This is a genomic window from Sphingopyxis sp. CCNWLW2 (assembly GCF_037095755.1).
Taxonomy (GTDB): Bacteria; Pseudomonadota; Alphaproteobacteria; order Sphingomonadales; family Sphingomonadaceae; genus Sphingopyxis.
Genome location: NZ_JBAWKJ010000003.1, coordinates 560,841 through 577,548 on the forward strand (window position 1 = coordinate 560,841; position 16,708 = coordinate 577,548).

Sequence of the window (16,708 nt, forward strand, 5' to 3'; positions counted from 1 at the left end):
TTCTTCTGGTGGTTGCGATGCTGTGTCGATCGGACCCTTGAGCGGGTGGCCGCGACTAGCGCGCAGCCAGTGTCACGCCCAAGGGCGTGTAAGTCGCAGAAGAAGAAGGGCGTTGCCGCGCATGAGGAGGCTATTGGTTCAAAATGTCGCGTTTGGCAAGGGGGGAGTGTGAAAATTGCGTGGCGGGCGGGCTCAGCCTGTCACCCATTCGACCTTCGGATCGTTGAAATCGACGACGTCGGCGAGCTCGCGGACGTTCGGATAGCCGTAGCCGACGAGGTTGATGAAGGTCTGGATGTTGAGCGCGAGCGCGGCCGATTTGAGCGGCACGGGGCTGCGGTGGTTCGAGAAATTATTGTTGCAATAGATGAGGATGGGACGGCCCTGGTTCGCGCCCACCACCGCGGCGAGGCTCTCGGCGGTGAAGTCGGTGAGCGGCAGGTTGACCGCGCCCTTGATATGGCCGCGCGCGAAGGCGTCCTTCGAACGCGCGTCGAGGAGGAGGGTGCCGGGCTTCGCGGCCTCGGCCTTGAAGGCGTCGAAGGCGATGAGGCGCGTCGCGCGCGCGGGGGCGACGCTGGCGGTGAGCGTCTGGAACGCGGGATAGTCGATCTGCGGATTGGCTTGCGCCAGCGCGGGGGTGGCGGTGAGGGCGAGAGCGAGAAGCAGGGTGCGCATGGTGATCCTCCCTTGAATATTGGGAGGCTACGCCGTGCTTGCTGGCTCTGCGATGAACCGAAAATGTCGCCGGACCGCAAAGCGGCTTCGCGGTCCGGCGCAGTGCAGGGGGTGGTTGCGGGGCGGGATCAGGCGGCTTCGCTCTCGTCGTCGTCTTCGTCCCACGGTTCGAAAACCTCGTCCTCGATCAGATTGTCGACCGCGTGGATGCGCACGCCGATGCACCAGTCCAGAAGCGGGCCTTCCCATGCGGCCTCGACTTCGCTGAGGACTTCGGCGGCGTCAGCGGGGCGATCGCCGACGAGGTCGAAATCCTGCACGCCGTCGTCGGGCGGGGTGATGTAGACATGCGGGTCGAGCCGGATATTCGCCCAGCCCGCGGTGGGGGCGAGACCCTCGACCTCGACGACCAGCAGCGGATTTTCCTCGTCGCCGTCGATCGAGGCGTTCACTTCGACAATTTCGCGTACCAGTTCGCTCATCACATGGCTCCTGTACGAAAAGGGGCGGGACCCGCGAAGGTCCCGCCCCGTTCATACGCAGCGCGTGTGACAGATTGGCGTGAGCTTACTGCTTTTCGAACGCGGCGTGGATTTCGAGTTCGACCGCGTCGCTGACGTAGGGAATGCCCATCGAGACGCCGAAATCGCTGCGCTTGATCGTCGTTTCGGCCTGGAAACCGATGGTTTCCTTCTTGTTCATGCCGACGCCCGCGCCGTGGAAATCGACGTCGAGGGTGACGGGCTTGGTCACGCCGTTGAGCGTGAGGTTGCCGGTGACCTTGGCTTCGTCGCCGTCGCTGCCCGGAACGACGCTGGTCGAAACGAATTTGGCGTCGGCGGGGGCGGCGCCGAAGAAGTCGGGCTTGCCGCCGTCCTTGCCGGCGCGGAGCAGGTGGCTGGTCAGCCCGGCGCTGGCGGTGGTGACCTTTGCCACGGGGATCGTCACGTCGACCTTGGCCGCGGCGAGATTCTTGGGATCGATGACCAGCGTGCCGGTCACGTCGCCGAAGATGCCGGTATATTTGCTGAAGCCGAGGTGATCGACTTCCCACACGACCATCGTGTGGAGCGGATCGGCGGCGTAGGTGCCCGCGGTGACGCGCGTCTTGTCGGGCGCGCCGGGGGCGGAGCCGCCCTGCGCGAGGACGATCGGGGTCGCGACGACGGCGAGTGCGAGGGCGGCGAGGGGGACGATGCGACGCATGAGGAAGTCTCCTGTTGAGGAAGGCGCGAAGCTAGGCGAAGGCGAGGGAGGGCGTCAATAAGCCCGACGGAAACGCAGCGTTGCGATTTCGTCCCACGGCAGCGCGCCGTCGCAAGGCGCTTGTGCCGCGCCCGCTTTCATGCTGCAATGCGGTAAGTTACGGAAGCTGGGCACGAAGGCTGGGGGGCCGACGTCGATGGATAGCTTGTTCGTCCGCGAAGCGGGCGAGGTCGAAAATGCCTTTCTGGCGGCGCCGTTCGAGGAGGACGGCTGGAACGCGGCGCTGCGCCTGTTCGCGCGGCGGACCGGATCGTCGCGCGCGCAATTGCTGGGGCTGGGCGACGACGCGACTTTGTTCAACTTCATGCCCGATATCGACCCCGCCTATCAGCGCGAGTTCGTGGAAATCGAGGGATGGCGGCCCGAGGTCAACTGGCGCGTCGCCGCGAGCGGCCGCCCGCTCGAGATATTGAGCGAGGCGCATTACGACATCGCGCGCCAGCACAGCGGCACCGACGATTATGAAGAGCATATCCGCAAGTGGGACGGCGTCCACGGCTGCCAGACCGTGCTGGTCGAGGGCGAGGGGCTGCTCGTCGGGCTGGCGGCGCTGCGGTCCGAGCGCGACGGCCGCACCGGGCGGCGCGACCGCAAGCTGTTCGCCGCGGGCGCGACCTATGCGCTGGCGGCGGTCCGCATGCAGCAGGCGATGGCGCAGCGCGGCGCGGCGATGACCGTCGGCGCGTTCGACGCGATCGGCGTCGCGGCCTTCCTGATCGATCGCCAGGGCGCGGTCGCCGCGCTGTCGGCGGCGGCCGAGGCGATCGTCGGCGACGGTGCGGGCGGGGCGCTGCGCCTGCGCCGCGGCCGGCTGGGCGCTGCGCGGCGCGATGCCGATGCGGCGTTGCAGGCGGCGCTCGGCCGCGCGCTGAACGGGGAGGCGATGCAGCAGCAATGGATCGGGTCGCCGCAGGAGGGCGGGGGCGAAAGCGGCGGGCTGCTGTGTGAAATCTTTCGCCTGCCGCGGCGCGAATGGGATTTCGGGTTCGACCCGCGCGTGCTGGTCGTCGCGCGGCGCGCGGCGGACATTCCCGCGATGCGGATCGTACCGCTGCGCGCGGCGCTGGGGCTGACCGAGGCCGAAGCCGAGATCGCGCTGCACCTGGCGAATGGCGAGGCGCGCGAGGAGATCGCCGCCGGTCGCGGCACGAGCACGCAGACGCTAAGCACGCAGATCAAGTCGATCCTGCGCAAGAGCGACGTCACCCGCGAGGCCGAACTGACGGCGCTGGTGAACCGTTTGCTGCGCTAGAAGAAGGGGAGCATCGAGGGACCGGAAGATACCGGCGGCGGGTCGCGAGCCGCCGATATCCCCCCTCAGGCCGGGCGCCGTCGTTGCCGTGCAACGCCGTGCCCACCATCATCCACCGGCAGGCCGAGGCAAGCCGTTGATCCGCGGCGAGTATCATCGATCCGTCGCGGGTGTCATACCCTGACCGGGGTATATGCGACGAGCGGAGGGTTAGGTCCTGACCCTAGGGCGCGCGGCGCGCCTCGAACCATTCGCGCATCGCCGCGGCGGCGCAGCCGGTGAAGCCGTAGCTGCCGACGGGCGAGCAGCTGTTCGGGCGGCTCGCTGCCGCGGCGCCATTGGTATAGCCGTCGACGGCCGAGGCCCAGCTGCCGCCGCCGGCGGGAGCATCTTCCTTCAGTTCCTCGCGCAATTCCTTGGGTACGCGGTAGCGTTCGGCTTCGGGCTGCTGCGCGCACACGATGATCTCGTCGCCTTTGGGTTCGGGGCAGGGCTCGTCGCCATAGGTGTAGAGGACCGAGGTGCGCTGCGGCGGCTCGCTCGACTGGGCGAGCGAGCTGTCGTTCTGCGCCAGTGCGGGCGCGGCGAAGGCGAGCGCCGCGAAGAGGGGGAGGAGGAGGAGGCCGGCTGTTTTCTTCATTATCGATCGCGTTCCCAGACCCCATGTCCCCGCGGCGCAGATTGCCGTGCGGAGATGAACCTAAGCCGAACTCGTCCGGCGTAACCCATTGCGCTTTCGGCGGGAACGGGAATGCGGCGGCCCGGCGCGGGGCCGATGTTACTCAGATGGTGACTGGAAAATGGAAAACCAGACCCCGTTCCGCTAGTTCGTCGCAGCGGGTGGGCCTTTGCAACGCTGAATTTGGTTGCAAGCTGAAGCGCGGCAATTCCTCCTTTGGGAGAAGGGGAAAATGAGGGTTTATCTTAATCGCCCAACCAATCGGTTGTGATCTTGCCCCTATGCCCCTCCGGCGCCAGCGCGGCGCGCAGGGCTTCCAGCAGAGGCGGCAGCGCCTGCGTGAAGGCGTAGGGCGGGTTGACGATAAAAAGGCCCGCGCCGTTATAGATGTCGGGCTGATCGCTATCGTACAACCAATGCTCCACCACCAGAAACTTCGGGATGCCGAGCTTTCGTAGCTGCGCCTTCCACCGCACATGCGTGGCGCGGTCTTTCAGCGGATACCAGACCACCGTCACGCCATGCGCCCATTTGCGGGTAGCCGCGGCGAGGGTGGCGGTGATGCATGCGCGTTCGTCGGTCTGCTCGTACGGAGGGTCGACGACCACCACGCCGCGCGCGGTGCGGGGCGGCAGCATCGCCAGCCAAAACTCGTAAGCGTCGCGCTCATGCACGGCGGCGGATGTGTCGCGCATCGCGCCGCGCAGGGCATAGACGTCTTCGAGATGTTTCTCGTTCAGGATCAGAAAATCCTGCGGACGCAGAAGCTGCGCCAGAAATCGCGGCGATCCGGGGTAGAGGCGCGGCTCTTCCCCGGCATTTACCGCCTGCACGGCGGCGCGATAGTCGTCCAGCAACGGGTTCGTGTCGGCAAAGGCGCGCACTACGCCCTGTGTAGCCTCGCCGGTGCGTTGCGCCTCATCGCCGCCAAGGTCGTACAGGCCGCAGCCGGCGTGGGTATCGATCAGGGTGAGCGCGCTCTCTTTGAGCTGCAACGCCCGCACGAGGGCGATCAGCAGGCTGTGCTTTACGACGTCGGCGCTGTTTCCAGCATGAAAGCTATGGCGATAATTCATTGTAATTCAGTATCCTGGCGATCTGCCTCTATACCAACGGCTGGGCGCGGAAGCCGGGCGCGAGGCGATGGAAGCAACCAATCCGGTGCCCGTATAGCGTCGGGCGGAAACCTTCAAAGCATTCTGCACAATGCCTCAAGGAGCCGGATGCGATTGGCTTTGACTGCGGCGCTTCGACGTCCGCGTCTGTCGGTAGCGGACCTGCACCCGCCCAATGTCGAATGACTTGGATCGGTCGTTTCCCGCCACTGCCCTATATGGTGCCGAGCGAGGCGCTGATCGCACCCCAAACCTGCGCCAGTTCGTCGGCGGTGATGCAATAGGGCGGCATGACGTAGAGCGTGTTGCCGAGCGGGCGGAGGAGGACGCCGTGGTCGCGATAGAAAGCGATCAGGCGCGGGGCGAGGTTCGAGAGATAGCCCGCGTCGGGGACGACGATGTCGAGCGCGGCGATGGTGCCGAGGCGGCGGGGGTTTTGGGCGCGCGGGTCGTGGCTGAGGAGCGAGAGATGTGCGGCCTGCGCGTCGGCGAGGGCGTCGATGCGTTGCTGGACGGGCTCGTCGCGCCAGATTTCGAGGTTGGCGTTCGCGGCGGCGCAGGCGATCGGGTTCGCGGTGTAGCTCGACGAATGATAGAAGGTCTTGGCGCGGTCGGTCGAGAAATGGGCTTCGAAGATCGGTTCGATGCAGAGGGTGACCGCGAGCGGCAGCGCGCCGCCGGTCAGGCCCTTCGACAGGCAGACGATGTCGGGGATCACGCCCGCCTGATCGCAGGCGAAGCGCGTGCCGGTGCGGCCCCAGCCGGTCATCACCTCGTCGGCAATGAAGAGCACGCCGTGGCGCGCGCAGATCGCGCGCATTTCGGCAAGCACCCATGCGGGATAGATGAGCATGCCGCCGGCGCCGAGGATGAGCGGTTCGACGATGAAGGCGGCGGGCTTTTGGGCGCAGGCGGCTTCGAGTGCGTCGAGCGTGGCCTGTTCGCGGCCTTCGTGCGGGAAGGGGATGGTGTCGACGTCGAAGAGTAATGGCTGCCAGGCGCGGTTGTAGACGCCGCGCTCGCCGACCGACATCGTGCCGATCGTGTCGCCATGATAGCTATGCTCGAGCACGAGGATGCGGCTGCGCGGCTCGCCGATGTTGAACCAGTAGCCGAGCGCCATTTTGAGCGCGACCTCGACGCTGGTCGAGCCCGAGTCCGAGAAGAAGACGCGCGTAAGCGGATCGGGGGTGATGCGGATCAGCTCGGCGGCGAGACTTTCGGCGGGCTCGTGCGTCCAGCCCGCGAAGATGAGCTGGTCGAGCTGTTCACTCTGGGCGCGGATCGCGGCCATGATGTGCGGGTGCGCGTGGCCGTGGGTGGTGACCCACCATGAGGAGATGGCGTCGATCCAGCTTTGGCCGTCGGCGGCGTAGAGTTGGGCGTCTTTGGCGTGCGAAATCAGCGGGATGGGGTCGCCGAGGCCGTGCTGGGTGAAGGGGTGCCAGACGGGGGAGGTCATATGGGAACCATTCTCTTTCGTCATTCCCGCGAAGGCGGGAATCCCGCTTAGTCGCGAACGATGCAAAGAAAAAGCGGGACCCCCGCCTTCGCGGGGGTGACGAAAATTAGAGGAAGTCGGCGATGTCGAAGTTTGCGCTGAACGCTGCAGCCAGTGCTTCGCTGGTTAGTGGGTTGATGATCGGCAGGCGGCCCAGGCGGCGGATGCCGCTGATTTCCGAAATGATCGCTTCGCTGTCCTCCACGGCGTCGCCAAGGAAGGCGAGGCCGTGGATCGGCACGCTGCGCACGCGCAAAGCCTCGATCGTGAGCAGGCTGTGGTTGATCGTGCCGAGCGCGGTGCGCGCGCAGACGATTACCGGGATCTGCCAGCGCGCGAAGAGGTCGGCGTAGAGCGTGGTGCGCGTGACCGGGACGAGCGCGCCGCCAGCGCCTTCGACGATGAGATTGCCCGGGGGCGGGGTGAGCGTTTCGACGTCGATGTTAACGCCGTCAATTTCGGCGGCAAGATGCGGCGAGGCGGGGGTGATAAGGCGGTAGGCTTCGGGGCGGACGGGCACGCCGGCGAGGCGCGCGACGGCTTCGCTGTCGGTTTCCTCTTCGAGCCCCGACTGGATCGGTTTCCAGTAGGGCGCGCCGGTCGCCTGCGCCAAAGCGGCGGAAAAGATGGTTTTTCCGATGCCGGTGTCGGTGCCCGTGACGACGAAGCGCGTCATGCAGCGGCCATCGCCGAGGCAAGAGCGTCGGCCATCGCGTCGATGTTAGCTTCGTCAACATTGAGCGTGATGGCGATGCGGAGGCGGGCGGTTCCCTGTGCCACGGTGGGCGGGCGGATGCCGCGGATGTCGAAACCGGCGTCGCGCAGATTGCCCGCGATGCGCATCGTGCGGTCGTTGTCGCCGATGATGACGGGCAGGATCTGGGTGCCGCTGGCGGGGATGCCGAGCGGCACGAGGCGCTCGGCGGCGTGGCGGACGAGGGCGTGGAGGCGCGCCTGCCGCTCGGGTTCGTTCGCGACGATCTCGATCGCCTGGCGGACGAGCCACGCCATCAAGGGCGAGGGCGCGGTCGAGAAGATGAAGGGGCGGCCGCGGTTGACGATGAAGTCGCATGCGACCGCAGGGGCGCAGAGCAAGGCCCCCTCGGCGCCGAGCGCCTTGCCGCAAGTGTGGAGGGTGACGAGGTTGTCGCGGCGCGGCAGGCCGTGCGCGAGGCCGGTGCCGCCGGGGCCGAACACGCCGGTTGCGTGGGCTTCGTCGACGACGAGCACCGCGTCGTGGCGGTCGGCGACCGCGGCGAGATCGGCGAGCGGGGCGCGGTCGCCGTCCATGCTGTAGAGGCTTTCGACCGCGATCCACGGCGTGCCCGCGCCGCCGCCGGCGCGCCAGCGGGTAATGATGTCGTCGAAGGATTGTGCGTCGTTGTGTGTCGCGGCGACGTGGCCGGCGCGGCCGAGCTTCATGCCGTCGTGCGCGCTCGCGTGGATCAGCTCGTCGTGGACGACGAGGTCGCCGCGCTGGGGGAGCGCCGCGAACAGCGCGGCATTGGCGGCGAAGCCGGTCGGGAAGAAGAGCGCGGCTTCGCTGCCGTAATGGCGCGCGGCGTGCGCTTCGAGCGCCTCATGCTCGGCGTGGTTGCCGCGGAGCAGGCGCGAGCCGCCTGAGCCCGCGGGAAGGCCGCGCTCGATGCCCGCGGCGAGCGCGTCGCGGAGCGCTTCGCTATCGGCGAGGCCGAGATAGTCGTTCGACGCGAAATCGCGGCCGGCGCGCGGCGCGAGGGTGCGGCGGCGGCTGTCGTGCGCGAGCGCCGCGAGATCGGCGTGGTGGGCGGTGAAGGGAGAGTTCGCCATGGTTTCTTTTCAGCTTAGGGCGTTGGACCGGCCCGGTTGCGATTGAGCGCCGCCCGTTCTTCGCCGGTCAGCCGGTGCGGGGTTGCGATCGGTTCGAGGGTTTTTGCGTCGAAGAGCGCCGACCGCCGCCGGTCGCCGGAGACGATGTCCTTGATCGCGCGGACGAAAAAGCGCCGCATCAGCGTCGGCGTGCCCATTTTGGGCAGCTGGCTGGCGTCGCCTACGGCGTCCTGCGTGAAGAGATGGCCGCGCGGCGGGCCGAACACTTCTGCGCGTCTTGCCGGATCGCAGGCGGCGGTCAGAACCGTGATGAAGGGGAGCTTGCCGTTCTTGAATGTGTTGAACAGCGGCGTGCGGCAGCAGGCGGCGTACCAGCGCAGCGTCGGCGCGTCGGTCAGGTGGAGGCAGGCGAGCTGCTCGCGGCCGGTGTCGAGCCGCATGCGCGCGCAGCGCGTCTGGTAGAGCGTGGTGCCGCCGTGCGCATCGAGCAGGCGTTCGGCGTAGCCGAGATGGTGCGTGAGATTCTGACAGTCGGTGCAGTGGCAGACGACATGATCGCCCTCGCCGGACGTGACGCGCATCGTTCCGGTAACGGTTCCGCAGTCGCAGGCGAAGGAGAGATCGGATGCCATGATCCGGCCCTAGCTCCTCGCCCGCGACTGGGGAAGGCCTTTGCAGGCTGGACCCCGGATCAAGTCCGGGGTGACGGCCTGTTGGGGCCGTCAGTTCTTCGACTTGTCGACGAGCTGGTTCTTGGCGATCCACGGCATCATCGCGCGGAGTTCAGCGCCGGTCTTTTCGAGCTGATGCGCGGCGGCCGCCTTGCGGCTCGCCTTCAGTTCGGGCTGGCCGGCCTGGTTGTCGAGCACGAAGTCCTTGACGAAGCGGCCCGACTGGATGTCGGCGAGGACGCGCTTCATTTCCTTCTTCGTTTCGTCGGTGATGATGCGCGGGCCGGTCTTGATGTCGCCATATTCGGCGGTGTTCGAGATCGAGTAGCGCATGTTCGCGATGCCGCCTTCATAGAGGAGGTCGACGATCAGCTTGGTTTCATGGAGGCACTCGAAATAGGCCATTTCGGGGGCGTAGCCCGCCTCGACGAGCGTTTCGAAACCCGCCTGGATCAGGTGGGTGATGCCGCCGCAAAGCACCGCCTGTTCACCGAAGAGATCGGTTTCGCACTCTTCCTTGAACGTCGTCTCGATGATGCCGCTGCGGCCGCCGCCGACAGCACTCGCGTAGCTGAGGGCGAGCGCCTTGGCGAAGCCGTTGCCCGACGCGCCCGCGCCCTGTGCTTCCTGCGCGACCGCGATCAGGCAGGGGACGCCGCCGCCCTTCTGATATTCGCTGCGAACCGTGTGGCCGGGGCCCTTCGGCGCGACCATGAAGACGTCGATGTCGGGGCGCGCGTCGATCAGGCCGAAGTGGATGTTGAGGCCGTGCGCAAAGGCGAGCGCGGCGCCGGGCTTCATGTTCGGGCCGATGTCGTCGGCGTAGATCTTTGCCTGATGCTCGTCGGGGGCGGCGATCATGATCACGTCGGCCCATTCGGCGGCTTCCTTGTTCGAAAGCACCTTGAAGCCCGCGGCTTCGGCCTTTTTGGCGGTTGCCGAACCGGGGCGGAGCGCGATCGCGACCTCCTTGACGCCGCTGTCGCGCATGTTCTGCGCGTGGGCGTGACCCTGGCTGCCGTAGCCGACGACGGCGACCTTCTTGCCCTTGATCAGATCCTGGTCGGCGTCGCGATCGTAATAAACCTGCATTGGAAAACCCTTCTAGTCCTGTGGCCCCGCGAGGGGGTGATGTGATGTGGAGAGTGGGCGCCGGCCTGCGCCGGAGCCCGATGTTAACAGTGTTTTAGAGCGCCTCCGACCCGCGGGCGATGGCGACGACGCCGGTGCGGCCGACCTCGACCAGCCCGCATTCGCGCATCAGCGCGATGAAGCGGTCGACCTTGTCGCTCGTCCCGGTGATTTCGAAGATGAAGCTGGTGAGCGTCGTGTCGACGACCTTGGCGCGGAACACGTCGGCCATGCGCAGCGCCTCGATGCGCTTGTCGCCGGTGCCCGCGACCTTCACGAGCGCGATTTCGCGTTCGACATGTGCCTCGCCCGCGTCGTTGAGGTCGATGACCTTGTGCACGGGGACGAGCCGGTCGAGCTGCGCGATGATCTGGTCGATGATCGGCGGCGGGCCCGAGGTGACGATGGTGATGCGCGACAGCGCGTGGTCGGCGGTAATATCGGCCACCGTCAGGCTTTCGATATTATAGCCGCGCGCGGTGAACAGCCCGGTGATCTTGGCGAGCACCCCGGCTTCGTTATCGACGGTGATGGCGAGCACATGGCGCTCGCCGGCTTCGGTTTTGATTTTCATATGAGTTACACCAGTGCCTTGGCTTCGTCGTCCATCGTGCCGGTGACGTCGCTCGGCTGGAGGATCATGTCGGTATGCGCTGCGCCCGACGGGATCATCGGGAAGCAGTTGGCGAGCTGCGCGACGCGGCAGTCGACGATCACCGGACCCGGGGTCTCGATCATCGTCTTGATGCCGTCCTCGAGCTGACCGAGATTGTCGATGCGCAGGCCCGTCCAGCCATAGGCGTCGGCGAGCTTCACGAAATCGGGCAGGCTGTCCGAATAGCTGTTCGAATAGCGGCTTTCATAGGTGAGTTCCTGCCACTGGCGGACCATCCCCATCCATTCATTGTTGAGGATGAAGATCTTCACCGGCAGGCGGTACTGCGCGACCGTGCCCATTTCCTGGATGTTCATCTGCAAGCTGGCTTCGCCCGCGATGCAGATGACGAGGCGGTTCGGGTGCGCGATCTGCGCGCCGACCGCGGCGGGAAAGCCATAGCCCATCGTGCCGAGCCCGCCCGAGGTGAGCCAGCGATTGGGGGCCGAGAAGCCGAAATGCTGCGCCGCCCACATCTGGTGCTGCCCGACTTCGGTCGTGATGATCGGGTCGCGGCCGCGCGTCGCGTCGAACAGTGCCTTCACCGCGCGCTGCGGCATGATTTCGGCGCCCGCTTCCTTCTTTTCGGGGTAGTCGAGGCAGCGCGTCGCGCGCCAGCCGTCGACGCGGCGCCACCATTCGCCAAGGTCGCGCGCCTTGTGGCCCTTGTCGGCCCACGCCGCGATCAGCGCATCGAGCGCGCGGCCGGCGTCGCCGACGACGGCGAGGTCGACGGGGACGATCTTGTTGATCGAGCTGCGGTCGATATCGATGTGGATCTTCTTCGATTCGGGCGAGAAGGCGTCGAGGCGGCCCGTCACACGGTCGTCGAAGCGCGCGCCGACCGCGATGATCAGGTCGGCGCGGTTCATCGCCATATTCGCTTCATAGGTGCCGTGCATGCCGAGCATGCCGAGCCATTTCTCGTCGTCCGACGGGAAGGCGCCGAGGCCCATGAGGGTCGAGGTGATCGGTGCGCCGGTGAGCGCGACGAGCTGGCGCAGCGCCGCGCTGGCATCGGGGCCGGCGTTGATGACGCCGCCGCCGGTGTAGAAGACGGGGCGCTCGGCCGCGGCGATCATGTCGATCGCCTGCGCGATCGCGTCGGCGTCGGGTTCGACCTGCGGGCGATAGCTGTTGTGCTGGATGAACTCGGGCACCGAATAGGTGCCGGTCGCGACCTGCACATTCTTCGGGATGTCGATCACCACCGGACCGGGGCGGCCATGCGTCGCGATATGAAACGCCTCGTGCATGATCGGGCCGAGGCGGTCGGGGTCCATCACGAGATAATTATGCTTGGTGCAGTGGCGCGTGATGCCGACCGTGTCGCATTCCTGAAAGGCGTCGGTGCCGATCAAGGTCGTCGGAACCTGCCCGGTGAGCACGACCATCGGGATCGAATCGAGCAGCGCGTCGGTGATGCCGGTGACGGCGTTGGTCGCGCCGGGGCCCGAGGTGACGAGCACGACGCCGGGCTTGCCGGTCGAGCGTGCATAGCCCTCTGCCGCGTGCGTTGCCGCCTGTTCGTGGCGGACGAGGATGTGCTTGATCGTCGGGTGTTTGTAGAGCGCGTCATAGATGGGAAGGACCGCGCCGCCCGGATAGCCGAACACTGTATCGACCCCGAGGTCGACCAGCGCCTGAACCACCATGTCGGCACCACTCATTTCCGTCACGACGAAACTCCTTCCAATACAAAAAGGCAGCGCTTGTGCGCTGCAACAGGGTGCGGGCAATAGGTGTATGATTCTATCTTGTCAACAGCTTATCACGTAATATTATTGCTAATTCCCTGATGGAATCGATGTTTAATGACTCGACGTGGCGCAGCCAGTCGGCGGGGGGCTGGTTGCGGAACCACGTATATTGGCGCTTTGCATATTGGCGCGTTGCGGCTTGCGTCAGGTCGAGCGCTTCGGCGCGGGTGATGTCGCCGTGGAGGTGGCTTGCGATCTGGGGGACGCCGATCGCGCGCATCGCGGGGAGATCGGGGTCGAGACCGCGCGCGAGCAGGGCTTCGGCCTCTTCGACCGCGCCGCGTTCGAACATCTGGACGAGGCGTAAGTCGCAGCGGTCGCGCAGCCAGTCGCGCGGGGGCAGGAGGACCAGCGGGGCGAGCGCGATCTCGCCCTCGATGCCGCCCGCAATCGCCCGCTGCCAGTCGGCGAGGGTGCGGCCGGTCGAGCGCACGACTTCGAGCGCGCGGGCAACGCGGGTGGTGTCGGCGGGGTTGAGGCGCGCGGCGGCGTCGGGATCGGCTTCGGCGAGTGCGACGTGGGCGTCGGCGACGGGGAGCGCGCGGACCGCCTCGCGAATATCGGGGTCGATCTCGGGCACCGGCGCGATGCCGTGGAGCAGGGTGCGCATGTGCAGGCCGGTGCCGCCGACGAGGATGGGAATTCGCCCCGTGGCGTGCGCCTCCGCGATCACGCCGCGCGCCTCGTCCGCCCAGCGTACGGCGTTGTGCGCGTCGGCGGCGTCGATATGGCCGAAGAGGCGGTGGGGTATGCCGTCCATCTCTTCGTCGGTCGGCCGCGCCGAGAGGATGCGGAGGTCGGCATAGACCTGGCTCGCGTCGGCGTTGACGACGATCGCGTCCCGGCCTGTCCCGCAAAGAGATTTTGCGAGCGCGACCGCCAAAGCGCTCTTGCCGCTGGCGGTGGGTCCGGCGATAAGTGCCACGGGCAGCCGCGCACTGGCGGTCGAGAAAGAAGGAGATGCCATGTTCGTCGCGACGCTGATAGCAGCAGGAAAGCTGACCGACGAGGTGGTTCGCGAGGGGATCGACCGGCTCGCCGCGACGGGGCACGATGTCGGTGCCCCGCACTGGATCGACGAGCATGACGCGGCCGACATCGTATTCCACGGCAGCCTGGTGAGCGCGCGCAAGGAACTGGCGCTGATGGATCATGGCTCGCTCGACATCGTCGTGCAGCCGCTGGGCGACCGGACGAAGAAGCTGATCATCGCCGATATGGATTCAACGATGATCACCGTCGAATGCATCGACGAACTCGCCGATTATGCCGGGCTGAAGCCGCAGATCGCGGCGATCACCGAGCGCGCGATGCGCGGCGAACTCGATTTTCGTGCCGCGCTGGAGGAGCGCGTCGGGTTGCTCGCGGGGATGCCCGAGACGACGCTCGTCGATTGCCGGATGGAGCGCGTGCGGCTGACGCGCGGTGCGCGCACCCTGGTGCAGACGATGAAGGCGCATGGCGCGCACTCGATCCTGATTTCGGGCGGCTTCACCGCCTTTGCCGGACCGGTGGGCGAGGCGATCGGGTTCGACAAGGTCGTCGCGAACGAGCTGGAGATTGCCGACGGCAAGCTGACCGGCAAGGTGCGCGAGCCGATCGTCGACAGCAAAACGAAACTGGAGACGCTGAAGGCCGAGGCGGCGAAGCACGGCCTGCCGCTCGCCGAGACGCTGGCGGTCGGCGACGGCGCGAACGACATTCCGATGATCACCTCGGCGGGGCTGGGGGTCGGCTATTATCCGCACCCCGCGGCGGGCGAGGCGGCGGCGGCGGTGATCCGGCATCATGATTTGACGGCTTTGCTGTGGGCGCAGGGCTATCCGCGGCGGAGCTGGGTGCTGGGCTGATATATGTCGGGAGGGTTTGTCGCGAACTGGTTGATCAGCCTTACGCTGGCGACACAGGCCGCGCCCGCTTCTGTTCAGGAGCTATGCGCGGGCAGTCGGCTGACGCGCGGGAATCTGGGCGTTTCGGTTTCGCTCAAACAGGTCGGCGAAGCGAAGCCCTTCGCGGACTACATCCATTTCCGTGCCCTGAGCAAAGATGGCACACTGGAGTTGTCCGCCGCTTATGTAGCCGATGCGGCGGGTTCACTGACACCGCACAGTTTTTCCGTCCAGACCCGGCCGCAGCGTCCGCCGGAGGACAGAACCCGCGAAACCGTCAGGTGGCGGCTCGCCGACGGGGCGTGGGCATCCTATCCCTATTCGCTGAACCCCGATCAGCGCGGCAATTACGATTTCAGGATTGCCCAATCGGGCGGGCCGGGGCTGTCGTTCCGGACCGAGTGGCTGGAGCGCTTACTGAAGGGCGGTCGCTTTTCCGTGATGCGGGTAACGGAGAAGGGGGAGGAACTGGGCACGGGTTCGGTTGACTATCCGGATGCCGCATTGATTGCGGAAGTCTTCGCCGAAGCGAGGACACTGGCGTTGGCCAAACTCGCGCCGTGCAAGCCGCCGGCGGGTTTCGTCCGCCCGGCACCCTCGGACTGAATCGGACAGGTATATGACCAAACACCGCATCTATTCGATCAGCGTCGCGAGCGTTTATCCGCATTATATCGCCAAGGCGGAGAAGAAGGGGCGCACGAAGGCGGAGGTTGACGAGATTTTCCGTTGGCTGACCGGTTACAGCCAGGCGGCGCTCGAGGGGGAGCTGGCGAAGGGGACGAACTTCGAGGATTTCTTTGCGCGAGCGCCGAAGCTGAACCCGGCGCGCGAACTGATCACCGGGGTGATCTGCGGCATCCGGGTCGAGAATATCGAGGATCCGCTGATGAAGGAGATCCGCTATCTCGACAAGCTGATCGACGAACTCGCCCGGGGCAAGAAGATGGAGAAGATCTTGCGGAGCTGATCACGAACGATGACGTGATCGCGGTTTCTCCTGTCAATATTAACAATGTCAACATTTCTGTCGTTCAAATGCGATCGATGTTTACGTCGTCAACACTGGTGCGGAAACTTGTGTCGGTGCGGGCGGTTGGAAGCTACCGCGACCCGACAGGATTGGCGTCAGTCCTTCGCCTTGATCTTGACCCACACATGGACCGTCGCGGCGAATTTGCCGGGCTCGGGTTTGCCCACGTCGATGCGTTCGGCGGTGACGAGTTCGCCGGTTGCGAGGTTGAAGCTGGCCCAGGGTTTCGGCATGCGGCCGAAGGTCATTTTCTGGATCGGCTGGCCGGTGGCGGTGTTCATTATTGTTGCGGTGATACCCATGGCGGCCGGGTAGCGGCGGGGCGGTGATTCTGTCCAGTGCGTAAAAGCGGGATGGTTATGCGGTCGCGGCGATTTCATCGGCCAGCCAGCTGCGGAAGCGCAGCATCGCGTCGCTTTCGGGGCGCGACATCAGGCGGGTGAGCCAGTAGCGGCCGGCGTCGATCGTGACCCCGAAGGGCTGGACGAGCAGTTCGGCGGCGAGTTCGCGGGTGAACATCGAAGGCGGCGCGAGCGCGACGCCCTGACCCGCCGCGGCGGCGGTCGCCATCAAGGCCGAGCTGTCGAAGACGGGGCCGCGCAGCACGGGGACGGGGACGCCCGCGGCGGCGAACCAGAGCGCCCATTCGTCGGCGCGGTACGAGCGCAGCAGCCGCTCGTGGATCAGGTCGGCAGGGGTCTTGAGGCGCGCGGCGATCGCGGGGGCACAGACCGGCGCCATCGGCGCGGCGAGCAAAGGTTCGGCATGGGTGCCGTGCCACGCGCCGTCGCCGAAGCGGATCGCATAGTCGAGCGCCTCGCCCGCGAGGTCGACGCGGTTGTTGTTCGTCGAGATGCGGAGGTCGATCGCGGGGTGCAGGCGCGCGAAGGCGTCGAGGCGCGGGAGCAGCCAGCCGGTCGCAAAGGTGCCGACGACGCCGACCTTGAGCGCCTCGCGGAAGCGGCCGCCCGCATATTGATCGAGCGTCGCGGCGACGCGGTCGAAGGCATCGGCGACGACGGGGACGAGCGCATGGCCCTCGTCGGTGAGCGCGAGTCCGCGCGGCAGACGGTGGAAGAGGCGCGTGCCGAGGCGGCGTTCGAGCTGCGCGACCTGATGGCTGACCGCGCCCTGGCTGACGCAGAGCTCGATCGCGGCGCGGGTGAAATTGAGGTGGCGCGCCGCGGCCTCAAAGGCGCGGAGGGCGTTCAAGGGGAGTTGGGCGCGATCCATGGCCTGTCATCAATTATTCTCATGGCTTTGTCGAGA

The 16,708-nt window shown here is 66.5% G+C and carries 19 protein-coding genes; 4 read left to right on the forward strand and 15 right to left on the reverse strand.

Features of this window, described 5'->3' with window-relative positions:
- Positions 1-192 precede the first annotated feature (192 nt).
- The 3 genes from V8J55_RS20055 to V8J55_RS20065 all read right to left on the reverse strand — a co-directional run bounded on the left by V8J55_RS20055 (position 193) and on the right by V8J55_RS20065 (position 1,884).
- The gene (locus tag V8J55_RS20055; protein WP_336447341.1) at positions 193-678 is read right to left on the reverse strand and encodes a rhodanese-like domain-containing protein; all 486 of its coding nucleotides are present in this window, start codon (positions 676-678) and stop codon (positions 193-195) included.
- A gap of 128 nt (positions 679-806) precedes the next feature.
- A complete protein-coding gene (locus V8J55_RS20060; RefSeq protein ID WP_336447342.1) occupies positions 807-1,160 on the reverse strand; it encodes a hypothetical protein in 354 nt (117 codons plus the stop codon).
- Between the two features lie 85 nt (positions 1,161-1,245).
- A complete protein-coding gene (locus V8J55_RS20065) occupies positions 1,246-1,884 on the reverse strand; it encodes a YceI family protein (protein WP_336447343.1) in 639 nt (212 codons plus the stop codon).
- Positions 1,885-2,080: 196 nt separating this feature from the next.
- Here V8J55_RS20065 and V8J55_RS20070 point away from each other — a divergent pair, with 196 nt between their 5' ends.
- Complete coding sequence (locus V8J55_RS20070; RefSeq protein WP_336447344.1) at positions 2,081-3,196, forward strand: helix-turn-helix transcriptional regulator; 1,116 nt, start codon at positions 2,081-2,083, stop codon at positions 3,194-3,196.
- Between the two features lie 223 nt (positions 3,197-3,419).
- On the opposite strand, the gene V8J55_RS20075 is transcribed toward V8J55_RS20070, so the two are convergent.
- From V8J55_RS20075 to miaA, 10 genes are all read right to left on the reverse strand, one after another.
- Positions 3,420-3,836, reverse strand: a complete 417-nt coding sequence (locus V8J55_RS20075) for a hypothetical protein (protein WP_336447345.1) — start codon at positions 3,834-3,836, stop codon at positions 3,420-3,422.
- A gap of 284 nt (positions 3,837-4,120) precedes the next feature.
- A complete protein-coding gene (locus V8J55_RS20080; RefSeq protein WP_336447346.1) occupies positions 4,121-4,951 on the reverse strand; it encodes a 23S rRNA (adenine(2030)-N(6))-methyltransferase RlmJ in 831 nt (276 codons plus the stop codon).
- A gap of 253 nt (positions 4,952-5,204) precedes the next feature.
- Positions 5,205-6,452 (reverse strand): adenosylmethionine--8-amino-7-oxononanoate transaminase, encoded by a 1,248-nt coding sequence (locus V8J55_RS20085; protein WP_336447347.1) that lies wholly within the window; start codon positions 6,450-6,452, stop codon positions 5,205-5,207.
- Between the two features lie 106 nt (positions 6,453-6,558).
- Complete coding sequence (gene bioD / locus V8J55_RS20090) at positions 6,559-7,167, reverse strand: dethiobiotin synthase (RefSeq protein ID WP_336447348.1); 609 nt, start codon at positions 7,165-7,167, stop codon at positions 6,559-6,561.
- A complete protein-coding gene (locus tag V8J55_RS20095) occupies positions 7,164-8,300 on the reverse strand; it encodes an 8-amino-7-oxononanoate synthase (RefSeq protein ID WP_336447349.1) in 1,137 nt (378 codons plus the stop codon). The genes bioD and V8J55_RS20095 overlap by 4 nt, the downstream gene beginning before the upstream one ends.
- Before the next feature lie 14 nt (positions 8,301-8,314).
- Entirely contained in the window at positions 8,315-8,932 is a 618-nt protein-coding gene (locus tag V8J55_RS20100; RefSeq protein ID WP_336447350.1) for a DUF6151 family protein, read from the reverse strand.
- A gap of 90 nt (positions 8,933-9,022) precedes the next feature.
- Positions 9,023-10,063 carry a ketol-acid reductoisomerase gene (ilvC, locus tag V8J55_RS20105; RefSeq protein WP_037518881.1) on the reverse strand — a complete coding sequence of 347 codons (1,041 nt, stop codon included), beginning with the start codon at positions 10,061-10,063 and terminating at the stop codon, positions 9,023-9,025.
- Between the two features lie 94 nt (positions 10,064-10,157).
- Complete coding sequence (ilvN, locus tag V8J55_RS20110) at positions 10,158-10,676, reverse strand: acetolactate synthase small subunit (RefSeq protein WP_037518885.1); 519 nt, start codon at positions 10,674-10,676, stop codon at positions 10,158-10,160.
- A gap of 5 nt (positions 10,677-10,681) precedes the next feature.
- Positions 10,682-12,436: an acetolactate synthase 3 large subunit gene (locus tag V8J55_RS20115; RefSeq protein WP_336447351.1), complete on the reverse strand. Its 1,755-nt coding sequence runs from the start codon at positions 12,434-12,436 to the stop codon at positions 10,682-10,684.
- A gap of 73 nt (positions 12,437-12,509) precedes the next feature.
- A complete protein-coding gene (gene miaA / locus V8J55_RS20120; RefSeq protein WP_336447352.1) occupies positions 12,510-13,484 on the reverse strand; it encodes a tRNA (adenosine(37)-N6)-dimethylallyltransferase MiaA in 975 nt (324 codons plus the stop codon).
- Between miaA and serB the strand changes: the two genes are divergently transcribed.
- From serB to V8J55_RS20135, 3 genes are read left to right on the forward strand one after another with little or no spacing between them, the layout of a single operon-like run.
- Complete coding sequence (gene serB, locus V8J55_RS20125; protein ID WP_336447353.1) at positions 13,483-14,367, forward strand: phosphoserine phosphatase SerB; 885 nt, start codon at positions 13,483-13,485, stop codon at positions 14,365-14,367. The genes miaA and serB overlap by 2 nt on opposite strands.
- 3 nt (positions 14,368-14,370) lie before the next feature.
- Complete coding sequence (locus V8J55_RS20130; RefSeq protein WP_336447354.1) at positions 14,371-15,012, forward strand: hypothetical protein; 642 nt, start codon at positions 14,371-14,373, stop codon at positions 15,010-15,012.
- 13 nt (positions 15,013-15,025) lie between these two features.
- A complete protein-coding gene (locus V8J55_RS20135) occupies positions 15,026-15,376 on the forward strand; it encodes a DUF2200 domain-containing protein (protein ID WP_336447355.1) in 351 nt (116 codons plus the stop codon).
- A gap of 158 nt (positions 15,377-15,534) precedes the next feature.
- Here the strand turns inward: V8J55_RS20135 and V8J55_RS20140 are convergent, their stop codons facing one another.
- Both V8J55_RS20140 and V8J55_RS20145 read right to left on the reverse strand, forming a co-directional pair.
- Entirely contained in the window at positions 15,535-15,741 is a 207-nt protein-coding gene (locus V8J55_RS20140) for a hypothetical protein (protein ID WP_336447356.1), read from the reverse strand.
- 55 nt (positions 15,742-15,796) lie between these two features.
- Positions 15,797-16,672, reverse strand: a complete 876-nt coding sequence (locus tag V8J55_RS20145) for a LysR family transcriptional regulator (protein ID WP_336447357.1) — start codon at positions 16,670-16,672, stop codon at positions 15,797-15,799.
- Positions 16,673-16,708 lie beyond the last annotated feature (36 nt).

What these genes read in the sequence shown, in the direction of transcription:
- V8J55_RS20055 (WP_336447341.1), bottom strand. Translation starts at nt 678, where the DNA reads ATGCGCACCCTGCTTCTCGCTCTCGCCCTCACCGCCACCCCCGCGCTG.
- V8J55_RS20060 (WP_336447342.1), bottom strand. Translation starts at nt 1,160, where the DNA reads ATGAGCGAACTGGTACGCGAAATTGTCGAAGTGAACGCCTCGATCGAC.
- V8J55_RS20065 (WP_336447343.1), bottom strand. Translation starts at nt 1,884, where the DNA reads ATGCGTCGCATCGTCCCCCTCGCCGCCCTCGCACTCGCCGTCGTCGCG.
- V8J55_RS20070 (WP_336447344.1), top strand. Translation starts at nt 2,081, where the DNA reads ATGGATAGCTTGTTCGTCCGCGAAGCGGGCGAGGTCGAAAATGCCTTT.
- V8J55_RS20075 (WP_336447345.1), bottom strand. Translation starts at nt 3,836, where the DNA reads ATGAAGAAAACAGCCGGCCTCCTCCTCCTCCCCCTCTTCGCGGCGCTC.
- V8J55_RS20080 (WP_336447346.1), bottom strand. Translation starts at nt 4,951, where the DNA reads ATGAATTATCGCCATAGCTTTCATGCTGGAAACAGCGCCGACGTCGTA.
- V8J55_RS20085 (WP_336447347.1), bottom strand. Translation starts at nt 6,452, where the DNA reads ATGACCTCCCCCGTCTGGCACCCCTTCACCCAGCACGGCCTCGGCGAC.
- bioD (WP_336447348.1), bottom strand. Translation starts at nt 7,167, where the DNA reads ATGACGCGCTTCGTCGTCACGGGCACCGACACCGGCATCGGAAAAACC.
- V8J55_RS20095 (WP_336447349.1), bottom strand. Translation starts at nt 8,300, where the DNA reads ATGGCGAACTCTCCCTTCACCGCCCACCACGCCGATCTCGCGGCGCTC.
- V8J55_RS20100 (WP_336447350.1), bottom strand. Translation starts at nt 8,932, where the DNA reads ATGGCATCCGATCTCTCCTTCGCCTGCGACTGCGGAACCGTTACCGGA.
- ilvC (WP_037518881.1), bottom strand. Translation starts at nt 10,063, where the DNA reads ATGCAGGTTTATTACGATCGCGACGCCGACCAGGATCTGATCAAGGGC.
- ilvN (WP_037518885.1), bottom strand. Translation starts at nt 10,676, where the DNA reads ATGAAAATCAAAACCGAAGCCGGCGAGCGCCATGTGCTCGCCATCACC.
- serB (WP_336447353.1), top strand. Translation starts at nt 13,483, where the DNA reads ATGTTCGTCGCGACGCTGATAGCAGCAGGAAAGCTGACCGACGAGGTG.
- miaA (WP_336447352.1), bottom strand. Translation starts at nt 13,484, where the DNA reads ATGGCATCTCCTTCTTTCTCGACCGCCAGTGCGCGGCTGCCCGTGGCA.
- V8J55_RS20130 (WP_336447354.1), top strand. Translation starts at nt 14,371, where the DNA reads ATGTCGGGAGGGTTTGTCGCGAACTGGTTGATCAGCCTTACGCTGGCG.
- V8J55_RS20135 (WP_336447355.1), top strand. Translation starts at nt 15,026, where the DNA reads ATGACCAAACACCGCATCTATTCGATCAGCGTCGCGAGCGTTTATCCG.
- V8J55_RS20140 (WP_336447356.1), bottom strand. Translation starts at nt 15,741, where the DNA reads ATGGGTATCACCGCAACAATAATGAACACCGCCACCGGCCAGCCGATC.
- V8J55_RS20145 (WP_336447357.1), bottom strand. Translation starts at nt 16,672, where the DNA reads ATGGATCGCGCCCAACTCCCCTTGAACGCCCTCCGCGCCTTTGAGGCC.